Source organism: Bradyrhizobium murdochi, from assembly GCF_000472965.1.
GTDB lineage: Bacteria > Pseudomonadota > Alphaproteobacteria > Rhizobiales > Xanthobacteraceae > Bradyrhizobium > Bradyrhizobium murdochi.
Genome location: NZ_AXAU01000030.1, coordinates 1 through 21635 on the forward strand (window position 1 = coordinate 1; position 21635 = coordinate 21635).

Here is a 21635-nt window from a genome sequence, read left to right on the forward strand (position 1 = left end):
CGCCGAAATCGCCGGCTATGGCACGACCGCTGATGCCTACCATATCACGTCAGGACCCGAGGACGGCGACGGCGCGCGCCGCGCCATGGAAGGCGCCTTGCGGCAGGCCGGCCTTAAGCCCGGTGACATCCAGCATCTCAACGCCCATTCCACTTCGACGCCGGTTGGCGACCTTTCCGAACTGGAAGCAATCAAAGCCGTGTTCGGCCGCGACGGAAAGATCGCCGTGAGCGCCACCAAATCGGCAACCGGTCATCTGCTCGGCGCAGCCGGGGGAGCGGAAGCAATCTTCACGATCCTCGCGTTACGCGACCAGGTCGCGCCGCCCACTCTTAACCTCGAAAATGGCGACCCGGCCGCTGAAGGCGTCGACCTCGTGGCCCGTCACGCTCGGCGCGTCACGATGGAGCATGCGATCTCGAACGGCTTCGGCTTCGGCGGCGTCAACGCCAGCGTCATCTTTCGACGCTGGCAATGACCAAGCCTGCACAGATTGGCAATCTCATCGCCGACTTACCCTGCGCTTGGGACGGAACCGGAATCCTCCTAAAAGGAATTCTTCGATCCGAAGCCCGGTTCATTGCATGCCGGCGGCACATCACCCGGATCATTCATTGGACTCTCCGCATCAGCAGTCATGGTACCCAATTGGTACGATCTAGGCCGAAGAGCGAAGCGTCGAGACTGCAGCGTTTCACTGGTTTGTTACGTGGCTGGGATTTGGCGAGGGACTGCGCCACATCCAAGCTTACAGGTAGCACCTGCGGAGCTTGCGCGAGCCGATGCGCGACCGTCCGTTCAGATAATCGATTCAGGTACCGTAGATCGCCAGAAACTCCCGCGCGGCCTGCTCGGAGAAGAGCTTCATTTCGTCTTCGGCCGGAGGCTTGAGCACTCCCAAAAGAAGCCCCACCTGAAGATCGGACCACAAAAGCCCCATATAGGTCCGGACCATCTGCTTCGTCTCCGAGGGTTTCAGGAGACCGCGACTGACGGCGTGGTCGATCACTTTCGCAAGCGCTTCGCGGCTCGCACGGCGCCCATTCCTGTCAATAATGCGCGCGACCTCCAGGAGATCACCGTTTCTCGCGATCGCGAATCTGAACGCAGTGAGAACGTCGGCGCGTGTGACCTCCTTGAGAAGCCTAAATCCCAATTCCCGGAGTACGCCGAAGAGTTCTCGCGCTGTGCTGGGTTCGGGCAGTTCCGAGACGCTGCCGCTGATCGCGCTTGCGCGTTTGGCGATACAGGCGAGGAAGATCTCGTCCTTGTTCGAAAACAGTGTGTAGAGCTCGCGTTTCGACACACGGGCCCTAGTCGCGATTTCAAGGGTGCTCGCGCCTAAAACGCCGTTCTCCTTGAGCGACTGGAAAGCAGCCGACAGGATTCGATCGCGAATAGAAGTCTGCGAGCCGCGAGTATTGTCCATGTCTCACATGTGATAAGGTACTGAAAGGTACCGCCCAGTCGGGCTCATTGCAACTACCTATAGTTCTGATTTAGAATTAATGATTGCTTCGCTTCTGACCTGAGGCAGCATACCACGGCCGTTACCACTACTTTGCCAGCTCCCAACCCGCATGCGAGTAAGCGACATGTCTCAGTCCAAGCGCGACGCCCAACCTTCCGTCCAGGACGTTGCACTCATTATCGGTGGCGGTCCGGGCATCAGCTCAAGTTGCGCGAGGCTGTTCGCGAAGAACGGTATGCGTGTTGCTGTGGCAGCCAGGAATCCCGAAAAAGCGGTTCTTGAGACACTTGAGGAAATGCATGGGGTGCGTCGATACGCCTGCGATGCGAGCGAACCGGCGGCCGTGGAGCGGTTGTTCAAGAATATCGTGCAGGACATTGGGACGCCGAGACTTGTCGTGCACAACATCGATGGCCGGGTCCCCGGCATTTTCCGCAAGAGCGTTATCGAAGCGGACCCAGTCATGGCGCTAGAAACACTTCGAAACGCGGCGTTCAGCGCATTTCTGGTGGGTCAACAGGCAGCTCGACTCATGCTCGGAAACAAACTGGACGCCAACGGGGCGAAGGGAACGATCATCTTCACGAACGCCAGCGCAGCGCTCAAAGGCTTCCCATCGAGCGGTGCCTTTGCGATGGCATGTCATGCCAAGTCTGGACTCGCGCAAAGTATGGCAAGAGAACTGATGCCGCAGGGTATCCACGTAGCAAATGTGCCGATCGACGCCGCGATCGGCTGGACTCAGGAGGACGGGACTCGCGCGCACCGGCTGGCGGGAACGACCGTCGACGACAATATGGCCGACCCCGACCATATCGCCGAAACCTATCTGCAACTGCATCGCCAGCATCGGTCGACGTGGGCGTTCGAAGTCGTGCTCCGGCCGTGGGTCGAGAAATGGTGACCGGCATCGCCGGCGCGCCACGCGCGCCTGATGCAGGCGACGCTCCTGACCGACTGGACCAGCTCTCAACCAGAACAGAAAGGAGCAAGAGTCAGAGTTCTATTTCCAAACGCGCCCAAGAAATTTGGTGTTAACTAAAAATTTAGACAAGTCAGGTTGGCTTTGTCTGGACTGAGCCGACCGAGCAATTCTGGAAAGCAGCCTCACGGATCAAGCTCCTTGCATGATCCCATGCAGACTGGACTGGCACCATGACGTCAGATTTTTCGATTGGGGATCGTGTTCAAATAAGCGCACTCGGTGCGTCACGCTGTCCGCGACTTGCTGACAAGACGGGCACTGTCGTCGGGCGGAGCAGCATCTACGTAAATTGCGCCCGCGTCCTGCTCGACGGAAACAAGTCACCGATCTCCGTTCATTGCGATTATCTCGAAGCGATTTTGTCGGTCAGTGCGGAGTGAGTGCTTTGTAACAATCTATGGCACCGCCATATGAATGCGGGAGACCGCAATGCCATTATTGGAATTGCTCGCCTGGCTGATGATTGCAGGAGGCCTGCTGGTGTTGGCGGGATGCATTGGGATTGCATTCAGCCTAAAAAACGAGGTCGAGACCCCCATTCTGCTTCCTGGGGACCTGACCTCATGGAAGTCACACGAGTCCGCTACGTCATCGGAGCCCATTGCCAACACGAAAAAAACAGACCCCCATTTGTAAAAAGGTCCCGCCGTTTTCTGCGCAGGGCTTAGCGCCGGTCTACCCGCCTCCAGTTGGCGGCCCTTTCGCTCTGGCGTGAAAGGCGGTCCTACACTCCGAAGAGCTGCAACAGCAGTCCCGCAAGCACGGTAATGGTCCATGCTATCGAGGCGTCAACTAGAACCATCTCGCGTGTCATAAAGGATCGGCGACGCTGCATGACACCAACCTCCGACTTGCGGGGTTAAACGCCCGGGGGCCGTAGCTGACCGCCGGGTGAACGCAAATACTGATTCGTCGAAGCGCCGGTATTGAAGCGGGAAAAACCGGAAACGTCTGTTCGGAAGTTAACAAAACGTGAAGATTATTCAGGGGAGCGTGAACCGGCGGCCGTCATATCGCCGTGGCACAGCAATTGCGGATTGATCAGCAACTGGAATTTCAGAGTCCAGTTTGAAACAAGGGCGCCGCCGGGACATGTATTTCGAGCCCGGCGGTGTATCCTTTTTGAGACTATTCAAGCTGATCGTTAGGTACGAAAAAGCCGCCTCTGGGTTGAGACAGCGACGGCTCTTACTCATTACTCTCGCGGGTGATGACCTCCGCGATTGCCTTGAGCTTAGGGATCCGGAGTTAAGGAAGGGTGCGCTTGAGCTGAGCGCCCCTTGCCCTCAAGCAGCCATTCGACATTCGGCCCGTGTTTCTCGGTGAAGCGCGCGATTTCGTGGTGCTTCAGTCAGGGCTGGCTTGAACTCCTCCTCGGACAGATCACGAGACGCGGCTATCCTTGATTCGCTGACGCATCGCCTTCCTGAACTCGCGCCTGCGTTTCATCGCCTCGCTATTGGTGCGAGGCTGCTTTACTTCGGGAGGCGGCGCAGGCGTGCGGTTCAATGATCGGGCTGTTATTCGGCGTGGGGTCCTGGCGCCGATCGGCACGATAAGTCTCTGATTTACATGACATCGAAGGGTCATGCTTCGGCGCCGATTGACAGCCGCCCGATCTTCCTTGTCCTCGCCCGTGCGACAATCCCCAACGCATCGTCCGGCAACGGTCACTGCAACGCCTTAGCTTCGTCTCATGGCGCGCACATTCTAATTTTTCCTGAAGTCGCCCACCTTCCGCATGTAGTAGCCTTGCCTCTGAACGGCTCGCCTAATCTCCTCGCTGACACTGGCGACCCTTCTCTTCCGCTTGCGCCACCTGCCTGTTGCGTCGCCAGGAGGGATCGGAAATCCCCTGCGGACGACCAGCAAATCGCGCCTGCCGTTTAGATAGACGTCGAACATCGCGGTTTCTCCCCAGCCAACACCAGCATATCGCCGCAGAGCAGAAAGGAGCGTTGCGCGAATACAACAGCGATGCAGGTTTTTCCCACTGCCTGCCACATGCCGGGCTACCCACCCGAGGGTGGTGCTTCACAGAGGAATGTCGCAGGTTAGCGCCAGCCGAGTTGGCAGCCACGGGTGAGCAACTGCAAATGTCCCTGCAATTCCACCTTGCCGTCGAGGACATGGAAATATGGAGCGCAAGCAGCGACGGCTATTCGTTCGTGATCAGCTTCGAGAGCCCAACCGGTCCCGGCCTTCACGGAAGCCCTGGCTATGTTGCGTCATGGCGTCCGCTTTACCAGAGCCGTGGCGCGATCAGGATCATCGGCTCGCCCTTCAAGAATTTCGCCGAGGCCGAGGACGCCTGCAATACCATGCTGAACTACTTGACGAGCGAGAACTGATGCGCGGCCTGGAAACTCGAAGCAGCGCTGAAATTCCGTCGTGCAAGAAAGGCCGTCACGCGCCCCTGTTTATTTGATCTGACTGACCGAAAGCCGCGCGATCGCGCCGTACCCTTGGTGCATTGGATGAGATTGCTTTCGACCCATTCCGAGAGTTGCATGCGCGGCGGTGGGACAGCGATTGCAGTGCGGGTGATACGAATTTCGGCGAGCGTGGTCATTGTCGTGCGTAACATTGCAACGACGCGGCGGCGTAACCTTCCATGCGCCGTGTCCACACCATTGCGTTGCGCCGCGCCCATTGCGACAGCATCGAAAATAATCGACTTGCAGGGCTTCGGTTGATCTCGATCAAGGCCAGACGCGTGAACATCGGTTCAATAAGGATTTTCATCACGAATTCGTATACTTGCGATCGTCCGGCAGTCTCCGCTGCCGGGCTTTTCGATGACTGCTCCCCGCTCGCCCAAAACTTCAGCGAGCGATATGGCGGGGTGCGGCGTTCCCGGCGATCGAGCTTAGGACAGAAACCTGATCAATCAGCGGGAGCACTTCGGGAGTTTTGGAAGTTTGTCAGGGTCGAACTTTGGCATCGGTCCGCTCGGCTCCGGCGCAGGCAGCTGTTGTTCGCTGAAAATAAGCGTTCCCTCAAGGAGCACTCCTGGAAACTGCTCGGTCGTGCCGACGTAAGTAGCAATTTGTAAATCGGCGCCGAAGCATGCCCCCTCCAATGTTAGGTGGATCAGAGGGTTATCGTGCCGATCGGCGTCGAGACCCCACGCCGATTAACACCATGACGTCAGCAGAGGCATCATCAAAACCCTCATCAGCATAGGCTTCGGTGTCAGTCTGGTGGCCGAGTCGGATATTGGCGTCACTTTCGCCGGCCTGACCTATCGAGAGGTACGCGATGGTACGGGGCCGAGCTAGGTCAATTATTCCGCGCATTGGCGCAAGGACAACGACAATCCGGCGCTGGCAAATTTCCTCAAACTCCTGGGCGAACGCTATCCCTTGCCTTGCGCCGGCTGACCCTTGCGGCGTGTTTTCGCAAAGGCTCGATCGGTCGCCATGAACCGCGCCAGCATTGGCGCCACCAGCTTTGCCGGATCCGAGATCGACTGCCCGGTTTCTCGGGCAAGCACGTCGGCGTACGCTGCGAGATCGCGATGGACACTTGCCGGCAGTTCTACGGTAAGCTTCACGGGCTTGTCATCGGCAATGGTGCCGAGCTTCAGCTTGGCCATGGTTTCTTTCAGCCTCTGTATGGTTCGAGCACGAGGTCGCGGTTGACGATGACCCGCACCGGGAAACCAGGCCGGATCGTCAGGGTCGGCTGGATGCTGAGATTGCGCCGAACAATCTGTTGACCGGCCTGGTTGAGGGAACTCCCTGCCCCACGGCGAAGCGCCTGGATGATGGCGCTGTTACCATTGCCGGTATCCGAGCCGGATCCAAGTTCGGCTCCGACACCAAGCAAGGTCGACAGCAGCGCCGCCCTAAAGAGCTCGCCCCAGTGATGATTGACCTCGTCCTGAAGCCCAGCATAGCCTGCGGTATCGGCACCCGGCTGGCGCTCAAGGACGATCGATCGGCCGTTCGGCATGATCAGGCGTGTCCAGACCAGGAGGACGCGCGACTGTCCGAAGGCAACCTGGCTGTCGTAGATTCCGATTAGGCGCGCACTCTGGGGCACCAGCAGCAAGCGACCGGTCGGCGTATCAAAGACGTTCTCGGTTACCTGCGCGGTGATCTGCCCTGGTAGATCAGAACGAATCCCCGTGATGAGGGCCGCAGGAATCACGGACCCAGCCTGCACCACGTAGGGTGACGCCGGCTTTGTCACGCGGTCGGGGCTCGTGGTGCGGCGATCGACCGAGGCATTGACGAAGGCAAGCTTGCGATCCTGTCCATTCTGCGCAAATGCCTCATCGGATGATGGCACAGCATTTGCGGTCGTCTCGGCAGGCGTCCCTGCCGCCGATGGCCGAACATTCGTTGATGCAAACACGTTGCTGGTGCGCGCGGCCTCGCTTTCCTGGCTCATACGCTGTTGCTCGGAATCCACCGCAAGCGGTCCAGACTGGGCTTGGGCCGCAACGATGGGACAGCCGAGATCGCCCGGCAACGGTGGTCCGAGGCGCGGCACGTCGCGCGGAATGCCCGCATAGTCACGCGGCAGCCCGGCAAGGCCATCGGCCACATTGTGATGATCGGTACTGTAGAGTTCCTCGGATATAGGACCGCGGGTACGATTGTTCTGCAAGGCCCACAGAACGGCTCCGGAAACGAGGACGAGCGCCAAACCCGTGCCGCCAGCCAGGACCTTGCGCGAAAGACGCGTAACGCGTGGAAGTTCTGGGCGGAGCCGCAAGGAACGAGCAATCTCCTCAGAGGCCTTAGGCGCGGCGGCATCAGGACTGCCACTATCGTTCGTTCCGGCGCCGGTCATGAAGACCTCCCGTCACTTCTGATAATCCGGACTGTTTGCTGGGTGTCGCCCACCGAGCCGCAGCTCGGCCGCGGCAAAGAGCCGATCTACGATCAGCACATTGCGATAGGTTCGGTAATTGACGATTTCAGGCTTGCCGTCCGGGCCGATGACGAACAATGGCGGCATCTCTCCCTGAACGATGCCAGGTGAGAACTCGATATAGGCCTTGCGGCCATCATCATAGGCGCTGACGGGCCGCCAGGGCGGATTGTCGCCCTCGATGGTGTAGCGGTAGCGCCGCTGGGAAGGCTCGGGAAGAATCAGTGTCGGAGGCATAGCCCGGGCACGGCCTGCCCGATCCTCGGGATAAAACCAGGCCACCGAGGGCATATAGGATTTTTCACGCGAACGCAGCTCGATGAGATAGGTGCGCCGGTCAGTATTGACCACGAGGTTGGTCTCGATCGAGGGCCGCGTCGGCTTGACCATGATGTGGACGCGCCTGGAATCGCCGCTTCCGCTTTCGGTGTCGCCGACCACCCAGCGCACGGTATCTCCTGCCGAAACCGGCCCCGACCCCGTGAGCTGCTCACCCGGCTCGAGTGCGATATCGGTGATCTGTCCCGGGCTTGCGTAGATCTGATACAGAGCACCTGGACTAAACGGAAAGACCTGCACGGCGTTGAAGTAGCCGGCCTTCCGCGGCTCGACTCGTGCGGCATCATTGGCGGTCTCGATCCGGGCGATGGGCTCTTTTGCTTCTGTCCCCTTCGCGCCTCCCTTCGCCGGCGTCCAGGATGGCGGGACGTGCAGTGATTGCGGACGATCCTCCGCCAGCGATGGCGGACTGGCAAGTGGCGGGACATCATCGTCGTAGCTGATCTGCGGCGGCTTGAAGGTGGTACAGCCGCTGAATGCCAATATGCAAACAAGCAGGATCGGGCTCGTGAACTTGCAAGCACTCGGCTTGGTGAATCCGAAAATCTGTGTGCTCACTGTCCAAGCTCCTTCGACCAGTTGATGGCGTTGACGTAGACCCCAAGCGGATTCTTGCGCAGACGGTCGACATCGCGCGGAGTTTCGATCACGATGGTGAGGATAGCGGTCCAGCGCTCGGTGGCGGCAAGCTGGCCATTGTCGTAGCGGCGCTCGATCCAGGCGACCCGAAAGCTTTCCGGGGAGGCGCGGATGACGCTGGATATTTCGACCGCAATCTGCACTTTGCCGAGCCTGGCAAATGGATCGTTGACGTGGGCATAATCGTTGAGCGCTGCGGCGCCGCGGTCGGTCGTAAAGTCATAGGCCCGCAGCCAGTCCTGGCGCAGCACGATGGCATCGGCCGAAAGGCCGCGTACGCCTTCAATGAAGCGCGCAAGGTGGAAAGCAATCTGCGGATCGGTCGGCTGGTAGAAGGGATTGGCTGGGCTGACGGCCTGCGCCTGACCGAGGCGATCGACCTCAACGACCCAGGGCGTAATCGTCCCCAGTGTGGATTGCCAAACGAGGCTGGTTGCGAGTCCGGCGGACAGGATCATGGAACCGAAGGCCATCAGCCGCCAGTTTTTGGCCTGCACGCGCGCCGAACCGATGCGTTCATCCCAGACTTGCGACGCCTTCTGATAAGGCGTTACGGGTCGGGGCGTGCGGCCATAGTGAACGGATGGTCGTTTGAACATCACGGCTTTCCTTCGGAGAGATCAACGGAGCCACCTCCTCCACCATGGTCGGCAGAGCGGACAACATGGGTGGCGGCGGATGCCCCACGGCTCATGGCCTGCATGCGCTTCATGCGCGTGGCCCAACCGGGCTGCGCATCGGAAGATGTCGGACTAGCTGCAGCATTGGTTGCGCCGGCATCGCCGGATGCAGCACCGTCCCCGGGTGCCGGGCCGCTTCCAAGACTAGCGGCCACGCGACGAAGAGGGCTCGCCGCCGCGGAAGCGCCGGCCTCGGAGACACCGGACAGGCCACGCGCACGAAGCGCGCCGCCGGCGCTACCCGCGAACGCCGCTGTCACACGCGAGGCGCCGGCAATTGCACCGGCAATACCGGCAGCAAGACCCGCTCCGGCCACCACGACACCGCCGGCAGCCACTCCCGACCCAACAGCGGCGCCAGCGCCAAGCTGCGGACCGCCGGAGATGATGCCGTTGGCGATGCCGGGCCCAAAGATCCCCAGACCCAGCAGCGCCAATGCCGCCAGCACCAAAGCCATGGCATCTTCAATGCCGATCTGTGCGCCGTTCGCGCCTGCGGTGAACTGCGAGAACAGCGTCGAGCCGATCCCGACGATGACGGCGAGCACCATGACCTTGACGCCTGACGAAATGACATTGCCGAGCACGCGCTCGGCGGCGAATGCCGTCTTGCCGAATAGCCCGAACGGGATCAGGACGAAGCCTGCAAGCGTCGTCAGCTTGAATTCGATCAGAGTGATAAAGAGCTGGATTGCAAGAATGAAGAAGGCAAGCAATACGATCACCCAGGCGAACAGCAACACCACGATCTGGATGAAATTTTCAAAGAAGCTGACATAACCCATCAATCCCGAGATGGAGTCGAGGAGCGGCCGTCCCGCATCGATGCCGACCTGCGCAATCCGCCCCGGGCGCAGGAAATCAGCCAAGGACAATCCCGCGCCGGAGGCTTTCAGACCAATACCGGCAAAGCTCTCGAAAACGATGCGAGCCAGATTGTTCCAGTTGCCGATCAGGTAAGCGAACACGCCGATGAACAGCGTTTTCTTGACGAGGCGGGCGATGATGTCCTCATCGGTACCCCAGGCCCAGAACAGGGCGGCCAACGCAACATCGATCGCGACCAGCGTGGTAGCGAGGAAGGCTACTTCGCTTCCAAGGAGCCCAAAGCCGCTGTCGATATAGCGGGTAAACGTTTCCAGAAATCGGTCAATGACGCCGGTGCCGCCCATCGGGTCACTCGCTGTTCGGTGTTGCAGTGGAGGGTGAGCCCTCAGGCAGGTGGCTCCGAACCCCAGGCTGCGCTGACGACGGCATTTCGCTATTCAGCGGACCATCGACGGTGCGCACTTCCCTCTGTCCCAGGAAGCGGCGGCGGTTCTCGGTCCAGATTCGACGGCATTCCCCGAGTTCAGCCGGTTGTTCGGTGGTTACTGCCCTGCAGCGTTCGAGTTTGCCAGCGAGCGGATCGGCTGCCCGCGATGCCGGCGGTCTCGTTGGGGGATTGTCGCCATCGCCGCGAAGCTGGATGGTACAGGCTGCGACGACCAGAACCGGGACAAACCCTGCCGCGATAACAAGCAGCAACTGCTTGAGTGTGCCAGGTCCGCTCATCAGTGAAACATCTGCACGGTTGACGGTTGATAGCCGCGGCCGGGGGTGAGAAAGCGCCGAAGCTGCTCCCTCCCTTGATTCTGGGCCGCGGTACGCTGGGCAGTTTCGAGATTTTGCGCCCGTCCCTGCGCCGCAACGGCAGCGGTCAAATCGGCGAGCTGCTGCGCTTGCAGGCCAAGGAGTTGATTGCCGGCCTGACTTGCCTGCAGCGCCCCAGTCGCACCCTGGCTTGAGCTGACGAGGGCCGACAACTGGGCGCGGCTGGTATCCAGATTGCCGACGACGGTCGCCTGAACACGCAGTGCATCCTGCAATCCCGCCACAGAGTTCTGCCAGCGTGTTTGCGCATTCGCGATCAGGTCTTGATCCGACTGGTTCGTGGAGGCCGGTGCATAGGTGGTCGAGAAGGCCCGGTCGATCTGCTGGACGTCGTAACCGATGCGCTGCGCCTCGGCGAGCAGCTGTTGGGTTTTCTGGATCGACTGCTCGATCTTCTGCAGCGATGAATACGGCAGGCTGGCGAGGTTTTTGGCCTGGTTGATCAACATCTGCGCCTGGTTCTGCAGCGAGATGATCTGGTTGTTGATCTGCTGCAGCTCACGGGCGGCCGTGAGCATGTTCTGCGCATAGTTGTTCGGGTCGAAAACGATTAGTTGGGCCGAGGTCGGCGAAACCACGCAGGTGATGGCAATGGCGAGCGCACTCACCGCCGAGAGGCGACGGCGATGCCTCATGACAAGCCTTCCTGCACTCTGAGACCGGGAATGAGATCGGCAGCCCAACCCAGCCCACGCGCGGCGAGCCATCCCATGATAAAGCCGTCGCGGCCATGTTCGGCGAGCACGCGCTCGATCATGGCATGATCGGACTTTGAGGAAGCCGCGGTGAAGGCGAGCGCAAATTCTTCAAGACCCAGCTCGAACAGGCGATTGCCGCGCCTAGACTGGCAGTAATAGTCGCGCTTGGGCGTGGCACGCGCGAGGATCTCGATCTGCCGGTCGTTGAGACCAAAGCGCCGATAGATAGAAGTGATCTGGGGCTCGATCGCGCGCTCGTTCGGCAAGAACAGCCGTGTCGGGCAGCTTTCGATGATGGCAGGCGCAATCGGCGAGCCATCAATATCCGACAGCGACTGGGTGGCGAAGATGACGGAAGCATTCTTCTTGCGCAGGGTCTTGAGCCACTCGCGGAGCTGGCCGGCAAAGCCTTCGTCATCGAGCGCAAGCCAGCCCTCGTCGATAATGAGAAGCGTCGGCCTACCGTCGAGTTGGCCCTCAATCCGGTGAAATAGATAGGATAAGACCGCCGACGCGGCGCCCGACCCAATGAGACCCTCGGTTTCGAACGCCTGGACCGAAGCCGAGCCCAACCGCTCGGTCTCGGCATCGAGCAAGCGACCGTGGGGGCCGTCCAGACAATACGGCTGGAGCGCCCGCTTCAGGCTCTGAGACTGCAACAGCACAGACAGGCCGGTCAGCGTACGTTCACCTGATGGTGCCGACGCCAGCGAAGACAGCGCCGACCACAGATGCTCCTTGGCATCTGGCGTCATGTCGATCTTTTCGCGGGCGAGAATGGCTGCGATCCATTCCGCGGCCCAGCCGCGCTCGGCTTCGTCGTCGATCATGGCCAGCGGCTGCAGGGCGCCCGGTTCGGAGATGCTGTCGGACAGCGCGCCGCCGAGATCATGCCAATCGCCATTCATGGCAAGCACTGCTGCCCGGATCGAGCCGCCGAAGTCGAAGGCAAAGACCTGCGAGGACGGATAGCGGCGGAACTGCAGCGCCATCAGCGCGAGCAGCACTGATTTGCCCGCACCGGTCGGGCCGACCACCAGCGTGTGGCCGACGTCCCCAACATGGAGGGAGAAGCGGAACGGCGTGGACCCTTCTGTCCGCGCGAAGAACAGCGGCGGCGCACCGAGATGCGCATCCCTCGCCGGCCCCGCCCAGACAGCCGACAGCGGGATCATATGTGCGATGTTCAAGGTCGAAACTGGGGGTTGACGGACGTTGGCATAGACGTGGCCGGGCAACGAGCCCAGCCAGGCGTCGACGGCGTTGACGGTTTCCACCACGGAGGTGAAGTCGCGCCCCTGAATCACTTTCTCCACGAGGCGCAATCGTTCATCGGCGATGAGCGGATTCTCGTCCCAGACCGTGATCGTGGCGGTGACAAAGGCCTCTCCGACCACATCGGAGCCGAGTTCCTGCAACGCGGCGTCGGCATCGATAGCCTTATTGTTGGCATCAGCGTCGATAAGGGACGAAGCTTCGTTGGTCATCACCTCCTTCAGAATGGCGGCAACCGACTTCCGTTTGGCGAACCACTGCCGCCTGATCCTGGTCAGGAGCTTCGTCGCATCACCCTTGTCGAGCATGATCGCCCGGGTCGACCAGCGATAGGGGAAAGCGAGCCGATTGAGATCGTCCAGAATTCCCGGCGTGGTCGCGGTTGGGAATCCAACAATCGTGAGCACGCGCAGGTGCTGGTCGCCCAGCATTGGTTCAAGCCCGCCTGTCAGCGGCTGGTCGGCCAACAGCGCATCGAGATACATCGGAATTTCGGGGACGCGGACGCGGTGGATCTTGGTTGAGACGCAGGCATGCAGATAGGTCAAGGTCTCGCCGTCATCGAGCCACCGGCACTCCGGCATGAACCCTTCGACCAGTTGCAGCACGCGGTCGGTCCGGTCGACAAAGCCACGTAACGCCTCGTGGGCATCAGCAGCCTCGCCACGCTCCCGCCCCTCGTACAGAAACCGCTCGGCGCGCGCCGCATCCTCGGCCGGCGGCAGATACAGGAAGGTGAGGAAATAGGCTGACTCGTAGTGAGCCCCCTCTTCCTCGAATTGGGCCCGGCGCTCGGCATCGACCAGAGCCGATGCCACATCCGGACAACTGCTTGGCGGATAAGCATTCGATGAGTACCTCTGTGCCTCCACAAACACCGCCCAGCCGGATCCGAGGCGTCGGAGCGCATTGTTGAGGCGACCGGCGACTGCAACGAGTTCAGCCGGAACTGCGGAATCCAGATCCGGCCCGCGAAAGCGCGCGGTGCGCTGAAACGATCCGTCCTTGTTGAGAACGATACCTTCATCGACGAGTGCGGCCCATGGCAGGAAGTCCGCCAGACGCGTGGTGGAACGACGATATTCTGCGAGGTTCATCATGGGCTGCTCACACATTCAAATGGGTGGGGATGCGTAGATGCCGCCTTGCGACCTCGACGAACAACGGATCGCGCTTCGCGGCCCAGACGGCGGCGGCATGGCCGATCGCCCAGAGCAGAAGACCGGCGACCCACAGTCGCAGGCCAAGTCCGAGCGCTGCGGCCACGGTGCCGTTGAGAATCGCGACCGCCCGCGGCGCGCCGCCGAGCAGGATCGGCTCGGTCAGCGCGCGATGCACGGGGACGGCAAAACCTTCAACAGGCCCGTCCATCAGATCACGACTCCACCGCCGAATGAGAAAAACGCCAGGAAAAAGCTCGATGCCGCAAAGGCGATCGACAGACCAAACACGATCTGGATCAGGCGGCGGAAGCCGCCGGAGGTGTCGCCGAAGGCGAGTGTAAGGCCCGTGACGATGATGATGATCACGGCCAGAATCTTGGCGACCGGGCCCTCGACCGACTGCAGGATTTGGTTGAGCGGCTGCTCCCACGGCATGTTGGAGCCGGCGGCGCGGGCGGTCGAAGAAGCCGTCAAAATGGTGATAGCCGCGGCAGCGGCTGCTGCCGCGCGTCGCAATGTAGCGCCCTTCATGATTGGTCTCCTGCCAGTCGGATGAGGTAGTCGCCGTCGGCCTTTAGGCCCTCGACACGCGCAAGCTCTGCCAGCCGTCGGTCGGCGCCGCGGCCGGAGAGAACGGCGATCACGTCGATGGTTTCCGCGATCAGCGCGCGCGGCACGGTCACGACGGCTTCCTGGATGAGCTGTTCAAGGCGGCGAAGCGCGCCGAGTGCCGTGCCGGCGTGAATGGTTCCGACACCACCGGGATGGCCGGTGCCCCAGGCCTTGAGAAGATCGAGCGCCTCGGCGCCGCGCACCTCACCGATCGGAATCCGGTCCGGACGCAGCCGGAGCGAGGACCGCACGAGGTCGGACAGTGAGGCGATCCCATCCTGGTGCGCAACGCCACCAGATTCGGTGACTTGCATTGAAGCTCGCGCGTGTCCTCGATCAGCACGACGCGGTCGGCAGTCTTGGCAACTTCCGCCAGGAGCGCATTGATCAGCGTGGTCTTGCCGGTCGAGGTACCGCCCGCCACGAGAATGTTCTGACGTTCTCGAACAGCGTTCCGGAGCGCTTCCGTCTGGGTCGCTGTCATGATGCCGGCGGCGACATAATCGTCGAGCGTGAACACCGCCACCGCCGGCTTGCGGATCGCAAAGGCTGGGGCGGTCACCACGGGCGGCAGCAGCCCCTCAAAACGCTCTCCCGTCTCGGGCAACTCGGCCGAGACGCGGGGACTTGCCGGATGAACCTCGGCGCCGACGTGATGGGCAACGAGCCGCACGATACGCTCGCCGTCGGCTGCGGCGAGACGCTCGCCGGTATCTGTCAGGCCCCCCGACAACCGGTCGACCCAGAGCCGGCCATCGGGATTGAGCATGACCTCGACGATCCCAGCGTCTTCGAGCCAGGCCGCTATCGCCGGTCCGAGCGCCGTGCGCAACATGCGTGCACCACGCGAGACCGCCTCGGACTGAAAGGAATGAACTGCCACGCTTGCCCCCAAGGCCCGCCGAGATATGAGCTCGGCGGTGGGGATCAGTAGAAAAGGCAGCTCACGCCTTCACGCAACAAGCTCAGATCGGCTGGCGTGCTCTGGCGTAGCAAAAGAAGCAGGCGGCTAATTCAATCACGAGGCGCTGTTGCTGACGGCTGCGTCGGCTCGACGTCGAGCGAGATCTCCTGCGCCAGGGTCCGGCCTCTGGCCAACCGGCGCCCGAGGGCTTCGACAAAACCCTCGTACCGTTCCCGGCCCTTGGTCTGCGCTGCGGGCTGCGCCGTATCGGGCAGCGGCGGCGTTGCCGTCAACCAGAACCGTACGAACAAGGCCAGCGCCTCATTCGAGATCGTGATGTGACGCTCCAGCCGCTCGACGTGCCGGGTCAGCCTGTCAAGACGACGGCCGAGAGCTGCCTCCATCCGCTCGGAATTGTCCGGCGACAGGAATGAGGCCAGCGCGGTTTCGACGACGAGCGCCTGTGGGACCCGCTTGCGGCTGGCGTGATCGGCGAGCCGGCTCGCTAGATCCGGAGGCAAACGAAACGTATGCTTGGTCCGCATTATTCCATCCTAGAGCTTGAGGCCATCGTCAGGGTCCATCGCAGCCTGGCGCGCAAGGCCGGGGACGTTCGTGCGCAGTACGCGGGCTCGGACAGCAGCATCGCCGTCGCCCTCGTCTTCCGCAAAGTCGAACTCAGGCGGAGGCTTCAAGACTTCCGTTGCGATAGCTTCATGCTCAGGGAGTTCCGGCTCACGACGGATGCCGGAATTTGCGGGATCCTGGACGGATTGTCGGAGGCCCGACACGATTTCCGGCTTGGGCGCATTCCCACTTGCTGGGGCTGGCAACTGGCTCCAATCGTCCGGCCGGGCGCCAATCTCGCGGCCGTAGGTTTCCGGTGGCGGCAGCACGCGCTCAACAAGACGCGGATCTTCAAAGTACCTCGCCTTTTTGGCGCGGATGGGTGGCACGCCGGAAACCAGCACCAACTCGTCGTCTTGTGGGAGTTGCATCACCTCACCCGGCGTAAGCAACGGCCGCGCAGTTTCCTGGCGTGAAACCATGAGGTGGCCAAGCCACGGACTAAGGCGGTTGCCGGCATAATTCTTCATTGCACGCAACTCGGTGGCTGTGCCAAGCGCGTCCGACACGCGTTTGGCGGTGCGTTCGTCATTGGTGGCAAAGGAAACCCGCACATGACAATTGTCGAGAATGGCGTTGTTCGGCCCGTAAGCCTTCTCGATCTGATTGAGGGATTGGGCAATGAGAAAGCTCTTGAGACCGTAACCGGCCATAAAGGCAAGCGCCGACTCGAAGAAATCAAGCCGCCCGAGCGCTGGAAATTCATCAAGCATGAACAGCAGCCGGTGACGGCGGCCCTTGGCCTGGAGATCCTCAGTGAGACGGCGGCCGATCTGGTTGAGAACCAGCCGCACCAAGGGCTTGGTTCGGCTGATATCAGAGGGAGGCACAACGAGATAGAGCGTCGTCGGCTGATCATCCTCGACGAGATCGCGGATGCGCCAATCGCAGCGGCATGTCACCCGGGCGACAACCGGGTCGCGATAGAGGCCGAGGAAGGACATCGCGGTCGAGAGCACGCCCGACCGCTCGTTCTCGCTCTTGTTCAGCAACTCTCTCGCCGCGGACGCGATCACCGGATGCGTCCCGGCTTCGCCGAGATGCTGCGTCGTCATCATCGCGCGAAGTGTGGTTTCGATCGGCCGCTTCGGATCGGAAAGGAAATTCGCAACCCCAGCGAGCGTCTTGTCCTGCTCCGCATAAAGGACGTGAAGGATAGCGCCGACCAGCAAGGCGTGGCTGGTCTTCTCCCAGTGGTTCCGCCGTTCAAGCGACCCCCTCGGGGTCGACCAGCACGTCGGCGACGTTTTGGACGTCGCGAACCTCCCATTCCCCGCGCCTCACTTCCAAAAGAGGATTATAGGCCGCGCTCCCTGAATTGGTGGGATCGAACAACAATACCCGGCCGTGCCGACCACGAAAACCGGATGTCAGCGTCCAATTCTCACCCTTGATGTCATGGACGATGCAACTTCCCGGCCAAGTTAGGAGCGTGGGAACTACCAGTCCGACGCCCTTTCCGGACCTGGTTGGCGCGAAGCACAGCACATGCTCCGGTCCGTCGTGTCGCAGATACTGTCTTTCGATACGCCCGAGGATCACGCCGTCCGCCCCGGCGAGGCCGGCAGCCCGAACCTCGAGCTGGTTCGCCCAGCGCGCCGAACCGTACGTCGCGGCGGTCTCCGCTTCGCGGGCACGCCACACCGACATGGCAAATGCGACCACGATGGAGATGATCCCGCCTGACGCTGCGATGCATGCCCCTTCGACGAACACGTCGGGCGCGTAGGGATCGTAGGCGTACCACCACCAGAAAAAGGCTGGCGGAAGATAAATGGGAATACCCTGCGCCAGCTCAAACCAGGGTTGACCCAGTTGAGGCTGGTAGCCGAGCCGCCACGCCGTCCACTGCGTCGCGGCCCACATCGTGACGAGCACGACCGTGAAGACGACGAGGATTTGTCCCCAAAGTATTTTGGTCGCTGACATGGCAACGGCAGATCAAATGACCCACAAAGTGGAAGACAACCCACCGCAGCCAGTCAGCGCATTCTAGCGCGCAAGTAGGTCGGTCACGGGTGATCAAAAACGGCCAAGCGCGCCGACTCGCTGATTCCCGTTTGTGACTGCTGCCGTATAACCAAGCGTGACGGCCTGGAACTCGTACGCAAAAAGGCATCCACTGCACGCTGCGGCTAGGCCGCGAACTAATAAACGCGTGGCGCGCCGCGCCGAGATTTATGTCCGCTTTGCTTCTAAAACGACGCGCTTGCTGCGCAGCAGCGAAATGACGCGATGGCACAGAAGGCGACATACACACTCAAGTCGATCGTAGCTCCTTCACAAGCTTTGGCAGCATCCTTCCTGGTATTGAGCCGGACGGAGCGGGCCCACAATCCTCAGCGCCCATTCGCCTGTAGAATGGCGCGGCATCCGGGTCGGCTTCGATCACTAGACGATCGGCACCCTTGCTTGTTGCTTGGTTGATCGCCCAAAGGAATAGGCTTCTCCCGACACCGCTACGCAGCGTGGTCGGTTCAACAAACAGCTTCAGCAAGTCTGCTTCGCTTCCGATTACCTTGATTTGAGCAACGCCAACGATCTTGCCATTCTCTTCTGCAACCGCAATCGAGCTTGTTCGCAAGTCACCTGGTTCAATGGTGAGTTCTCTGCGACACGCTTCCATGAAGGCGTTGTCGTAGCCCCACACGGCTTTCGACCGGAAGCACAATGCCGAGAGTGCTGGCAGCTCTTCGACTGTTGGTGCTTTGAGAATACACGGCAAGCAGCTGGCTCCGATGGTGTCAGCTTACATAGCACTTCGAGAAACGGATGTCTCTTATGGGTCAAAAGCTCCGTTCGGAAGGTCCGCCAGCCGCTTCCGGTCCACCCCAACGAGGCGACATTTCAGAACCCCGCCCAGACTTCGCATTCGGGCCACAAGCGGCTATGGCTTACGAAGGAGGTTGAACGCCTCTTCTACGCTTGCCTCCAAGCTGCGATGTGCTGTATCTACTATGAGGTGATCGCGCTTCCACGTAGCATAGGCACGACTAGCAACGACATCCCAGTCGGGCAGAGACAGTCCGGCGATGTCGGTCGATCTAGTCTCAACTCTGCGCCGGTGCTCCTCGGCATCGCTGCACACTACCTCGAGCCAAAAGACTTCGGCGTCGACCTGTCGCGCAGCGGCTTCCCAACCTTCCCGAGCCTCTTCGCAATCGTTCACACAGTCTGCGATTACGTCTAAGCCGAGGGCTAGATTGTCGGCAGCGACTGCCTGGGCAGCTCGATAGGTCCAGTCAAGGAGATCGCTTGGCGCCGTGCCAGATGCCCAGATCGCCTGATCCATCGAGTCGATCCGCAGCCAGATGGCGCCGGTACGCCGAGCCAGATCCCGAGCAATGCTTGACTTGCCGGCCCCCGGGCAAACCAGCCAGCGCGATGAGTCTCGCCATTGCACACCCCCACAATTTGAACTCGGAAGTTAATGCAATTGGACCGCCATGTCTGCAACGGGTCACGAGCAGCGGTCGATAATCGCTGATGCGAAGTCCGGACTGCCCTCAATACCAGACCAGCCGCAGGCGACGAAGTTGGTCGCGTTGGGGCCAATAGCGGGTGTCCCTAAGGCGGATTTCGGCGGCCGACTTGACGGGTTGCAGACTATCCGTTTGGCTCACAATCTGTGATCTCGCGATAGGTGGCTCGCTTTGCTGCGCTATTGGGGTCCGGCAACAGCAAGCCGCCCGAAGGAGTGTTGGAATGCCCCGATCCGATCGGCTCCTCAAGCTGATTCAGTTCCTTCGAACCCGTCGACGTCCGGTCGGGGGAGCGCAACTCGCTGATGAGTTGGGCGTCTCGCTGCGAACGATTTATCGCGACATACAAACGCTGATTGCCAGAGGTGCGCCAATCGAGGGCCAAGCGGGCATGGGCTATGTGCTCCGACCGGGCTTCACGGTGCCACCACTGATGTTTTCCAGCGACGAGATTGAGGCGATGGTGCTCGGCTCGCAGATGGTGGCGCGAAGCGCGGACATCACGCTTACCAAGGCCGCGCGCAATGCACTGGCGAAGATCACGGCGGTGTTGCCGTCGGGCAGAAGCGACGAAGCCGACGCCTCTGGACTTCTCGCGGGCCCCATTTCGGCCGCAGTGGAAAGCGTGGACTTGGCACCCATTCGGAGCGCTATCCGAGTGGAGCGCAAGATATGGATCAGTTATAGCGACGAAGCCGGCGTACTGACCAAACGCAAGATATGGCCTATCTTGCTTACTTTCTGTGCGACGGTGCGATTGCTTGCCGCGTGGTGCGAACTTCGCGAAGGCTATCGACAATTCCGAACTGACCGAATCGTTGCGTTCGCCGAGACCGGAGAGGCTTACCCGAGATGCCGCCATGCCCTGGTCAATGAATGGCGCGAAATCGCGGGACTTTCCGAGCCTCAATGACTCGCTGCTGACAGAATCTGTCATCCCGGTTCCGCTAGTATTTGGCTTCCAGGCGGCCGGACTGGCCGCGACACCGGGAGCCCACATGTCGACAGAACTGGAAACCAGCGAACTTACCTTTCGTGATGCCGAAGCGGTGCTCGATCGCGCTCAGAAATTGATGAGCGCGGGGGATATTTCGGAAGTCATGAACACCTTTGCCGCAGATGTTGTGGTTAGGTTTGCCGATTTTCCCGAAACGCACGGCAAGCCGCTTCTTGAGAAGTTCCTGTTGGCGCGTTTTGAGCGACAAAAGAATTACCGGCTGCAAAAGCAACTGCGTGCAGTATCGGGCAATGTGATCGTCTGTTACTGGGAGGGCGGGTGGGACGACGGACAAGACGGCCGCCAGATGCAGGGGCGTGGAATCGAACTCCTAACTATGCGCGGCGGCGAAATTGCCAAATGGGAAGCGACCTTTAATGTCTGGCAGAAAGGCAGCGCGCCGTCGCTGCCGATCGTCTAGCTGAACAGCACTGACGTCCGATACGGGTCAGGAGCGACGGCCAGGTGATCCAGTTGGAGCAAACTACATCTCCAATCGTCCGAAAGCCGACGCGGTTTTAGCAACCTACGACACTGTGGCCCGCCTCACTAACTGAGGAGGTCACCATGACCGAAGCTTCAAGCATCGCCGCAGCACCTCTGGGCGTGTCCCTTGGAACAAGGGCAAGATCATCGGCCCGAAGCCGCCACTCCGCCCCAAGCATGTCTGGTCTATCCGGACAAAGCTCCAGGTCGAAGGTCGCGTCCGCGATCTTGCTCTGTTCAACCTCGCTATCGACAGCAAGCTTCGCGGTTGCGACGTCGTGGCACTCAAGGTCGATGACATTGCACCGAGTGGCTATGCGGTTGACCGGGCTACCGTTCGGCAGAGGAAGACGGGCCGCCCGGTCAAGTTCGAACTGACCGAGGCAACGCGGCAAGCCGTCGACGACTATGTGAAGGCTACCGGCAAGAAGCGGGGCGACTACTGTTCACCGGTCGCGGCGGCCTAAACCGCAGCCTCACGACTCGGCAATACGCGCGTCTTCTCGCCGAGTGGATTGCCAATGTCGGTTTGGACCCGCACTTGTCCGGAACGCATTCGCTCCGGCGAACCAAGGCGACGCTGATCTACCGTCGCACGGGCAACTTGCGCGCCGTCCAAACTCCTGCTGGGCACACCAAGATCGAGAGCACCGTGCGATACCTCGGGATCGAGGTCGACGACGCGCTCGCAATAGCAGAACAGGTTGACGTCTGAATTACCGGGGCGGAGCGGACAAACT

19 protein-coding genes and 5 pseudogenes are annotated in these 21635 nt (G+C 60.9%); 7 read left to right on the forward strand and 17 right to left on the reverse strand.

Annotated elements, in window-relative coordinates; translation table 11 throughout:
• The coding region (locus YUO_RS0133730; protein ID WP_028351182.1) for a hypothetical protein at positions 1-478 on the forward strand (478 nt) is incomplete at its 5' end.
• A gap of 333 nt (positions 479-811) precedes the next feature.
• On the opposite strand, the gene YUO_RS0133735 is transcribed toward YUO_RS0133730, so the two are convergent.
• Positions 812-1429 carry a TetR/AcrR family transcriptional regulator gene (locus tag YUO_RS0133735; RefSeq protein WP_028351183.1) on the reverse strand — a complete coding sequence of 206 codons (618 nt, stop codon included), beginning with the start codon at positions 1427-1429 and terminating at the stop codon, positions 812-814.
• Positions 1430-1595: 166 nt separating this feature from the next.
• Between YUO_RS0133735 and YUO_RS0133740 the strand changes: the two genes are divergently transcribed.
• Positions 1596-2375 (forward strand): SDR family oxidoreductase, encoded by a 780-nt coding sequence (locus YUO_RS0133740; RefSeq protein ID WP_063830340.1) that lies wholly within the window; start codon positions 1596-1598, stop codon positions 2373-2375.
• 1791 nt (positions 2376-4166) lie between these two features.
• On the opposite strand, the gene YUO_RS47480 is transcribed toward YUO_RS0133740, so the two are convergent.
• A complete protein-coding gene (locus YUO_RS47480) occupies positions 4167-4361 on the reverse strand; it encodes a hypothetical protein (protein ID WP_028351187.1) in 195 nt (64 codons plus the stop codon).
• 191 nt (positions 4362-4552) lie between these two features.
• Here YUO_RS47480 and YUO_RS0133760 point away from each other — a divergent pair, with 191 nt between their 5' ends.
• The gene (locus YUO_RS0133760; RefSeq protein ID WP_028351188.1) at positions 4553-4807 is read left to right on the forward strand and encodes a hypothetical protein; all 255 of its coding nucleotides are present in this window, start codon (positions 4553-4555) and stop codon (positions 4805-4807) included.
• 792 nt (positions 4808-5599) lie between these two features.
• A pseudogene (locus tag YUO_RS48195) lies at positions 5600-5839 on the forward strand (LysR family transcriptional regulator); the annotation flags it as partial.
• Here the strand turns inward: YUO_RS48195 and YUO_RS0133770 are convergent.
• The 15 genes and pseudogenes from YUO_RS0133770 to YUO_RS49135 all read right to left on the reverse strand — a co-directional run bounded on the left by YUO_RS0133770 (position 5815) and on the right by YUO_RS49135 (position 19333).
• Positions 5815-6054 carry a DUF2274 domain-containing protein gene (locus tag YUO_RS0133770; RefSeq protein ID WP_028351190.1) on the reverse strand — a complete coding sequence of 80 codons (240 nt, stop codon included), beginning with the start codon at positions 6052-6054 and terminating at the stop codon, positions 5815-5817. The pseudogene YUO_RS48195 and the gene YUO_RS0133770 sit on opposite strands and share 25 nt — an antisense overlap.
• 8 nt (positions 6055-6062) lie before the next feature.
• Positions 6063-7259 carry a TraB/TrbI/VirB10 family type IV secretion system protein gene (locus tag YUO_RS0133775; RefSeq protein ID WP_028351191.1) on the reverse strand — a complete coding sequence of 399 codons (1197 nt, stop codon included), beginning with the start codon at positions 7257-7259 and terminating at the stop codon, positions 6063-6065.
• Positions 7256-8180, reverse strand: a pseudogene (trbG, locus tag YUO_RS42590) (P-type conjugative transfer protein TrbG). Before trbG ends, YUO_RS0133775 begins: the two are co-directional and overlap by 4 nt.
• A 53-nt stretch (positions 8181-8233) precedes the next feature.
• On the reverse strand, positions 8234-8917 hold the full coding sequence (trbF, locus tag YUO_RS0133785) for a conjugal transfer protein TrbF (RefSeq protein ID WP_028351192.1): 684 nt from the start codon (positions 8915-8917) through the stop codon (positions 8234-8236).
• Positions 8917-10170 carry a P-type conjugative transfer protein TrbL gene (gene trbL / locus YUO_RS0133790; RefSeq protein WP_028351193.1) on the reverse strand — a complete coding sequence of 418 codons (1254 nt, stop codon included), beginning with the start codon at positions 10168-10170 and terminating at the stop codon, positions 8917-8919. Before trbL ends, trbF begins: the two co-directional genes overlap by 1 nt.
• A 4-nt stretch (positions 10171-10174) precedes the next feature.
• Entirely contained in the window at positions 10175-10552 is a 378-nt protein-coding gene (trbK-alt, locus tag YUO_RS49130; protein ID WP_083754829.1) for a putative entry exclusion protein TrbK-alt, read from the reverse strand.
• Positions 10552-11286: a P-type conjugative transfer protein TrbJ gene (gene trbJ / locus YUO_RS0133795; protein ID WP_028351194.1), complete on the reverse strand. Its 735-nt coding sequence runs from the start codon at positions 11284-11286 to the stop codon at positions 10552-10554. The genes trbK-alt and trbJ overlap by 1 nt, the downstream gene beginning before the upstream one ends.
• Positions 11283-13724 carry a conjugal transfer protein TrbE gene (gene trbE / locus YUO_RS0133800; RefSeq protein WP_028351195.1) on the reverse strand — a complete coding sequence of 814 codons (2442 nt, stop codon included), beginning with the start codon at positions 13722-13724 and terminating at the stop codon, positions 11283-11285. The genes trbJ and trbE overlap by 4 nt, the downstream gene beginning before the upstream one ends.
• A 7-nt stretch (positions 13725-13731) precedes the next feature.
• Complete coding sequence (locus tag YUO_RS0133805; RefSeq protein ID WP_028351196.1) at positions 13732-13995, reverse strand: VirB3 family type IV secretion system protein; 264 nt, start codon at positions 13993-13995, stop codon at positions 13732-13734.
• Entirely contained in the window at positions 13995-14318 is a 324-nt protein-coding gene (locus YUO_RS0133810; protein WP_028351197.1) for a TrbC/VirB2 family type IV secretion system protein, read from the reverse strand. The genes YUO_RS0133805 and YUO_RS0133810 overlap by 1 nt, the downstream gene beginning before the upstream one ends.
• Positions 14315-15234 (reverse strand): annotated as a pseudogene (gene trbB / locus YUO_RS42595) (P-type conjugative transfer ATPase TrbB). Before trbB ends, YUO_RS0133810 begins: the two are co-directional and overlap by 4 nt.
• Before the next feature lie 179 nt (positions 15235-15413).
• Positions 15414-15848 carry a hypothetical protein gene (locus YUO_RS0133820; protein ID WP_028351198.1) on the reverse strand — a complete coding sequence of 145 codons (435 nt, stop codon included), beginning with the start codon at positions 15846-15848 and terminating at the stop codon, positions 15414-15416.
• Positions 15849-15857: 9 nt separating this feature from the next.
• Positions 15858-17859: pseudogene (locus YUO_RS42600) on the reverse strand (conjugal transfer protein TraG).
• A gap of 331 nt (positions 17860-18190) precedes the next feature.
• On the reverse strand, positions 18191-18655 hold the full coding sequence (locus tag YUO_RS0133830) for a GNAT family N-acetyltransferase (protein WP_198028146.1): 465 nt from the start codon (positions 18653-18655) through the stop codon (positions 18191-18193).
• Between the two features lie 162 nt (positions 18656-18817).
• The gene (locus YUO_RS49135) at positions 18818-19333 is read right to left on the reverse strand and encodes a P-loop nucleotide/nucleoside kinase family protein (protein WP_198028147.1); all 516 of its coding nucleotides are present in this window, start codon (positions 19331-19333) and stop codon (positions 18818-18820) included.
• Positions 19334-19635: 302 nt separating this feature from the next.
• Between YUO_RS49135 and YUO_RS0133845 the strand changes: the two genes are divergently transcribed.
• The 3 genes and pseudogenes from YUO_RS0133845 to YUO_RS42605 all read left to right on the forward strand — a co-directional run bounded on the left by YUO_RS0133845 (position 19636) and on the right by YUO_RS42605 (position 21610).
• Positions 19636-20325, forward strand: coding sequence for a helix-turn-helix transcriptional regulator (locus YUO_RS0133845; RefSeq protein ID WP_028351202.1), 690 nt, complete (start codon positions 19636-19638; stop codon positions 20323-20325).
• An 85-nt stretch (positions 20326-20410) separates the two neighbouring features.
• On the forward strand, positions 20411-20830 hold the full coding sequence (locus tag YUO_RS0133850; RefSeq protein WP_198028148.1) for a nuclear transport factor 2 family protein: 420 nt from the start codon (positions 20411-20413) through the stop codon (positions 20828-20830).
• A gap of 211 nt (positions 20831-21041) precedes the next feature.
• Positions 21042-21610 (forward strand): annotated as a pseudogene (locus tag YUO_RS42605) (tyrosine-type recombinase/integrase).
• Positions 21611-21635 lie beyond the last annotated feature (25 nt).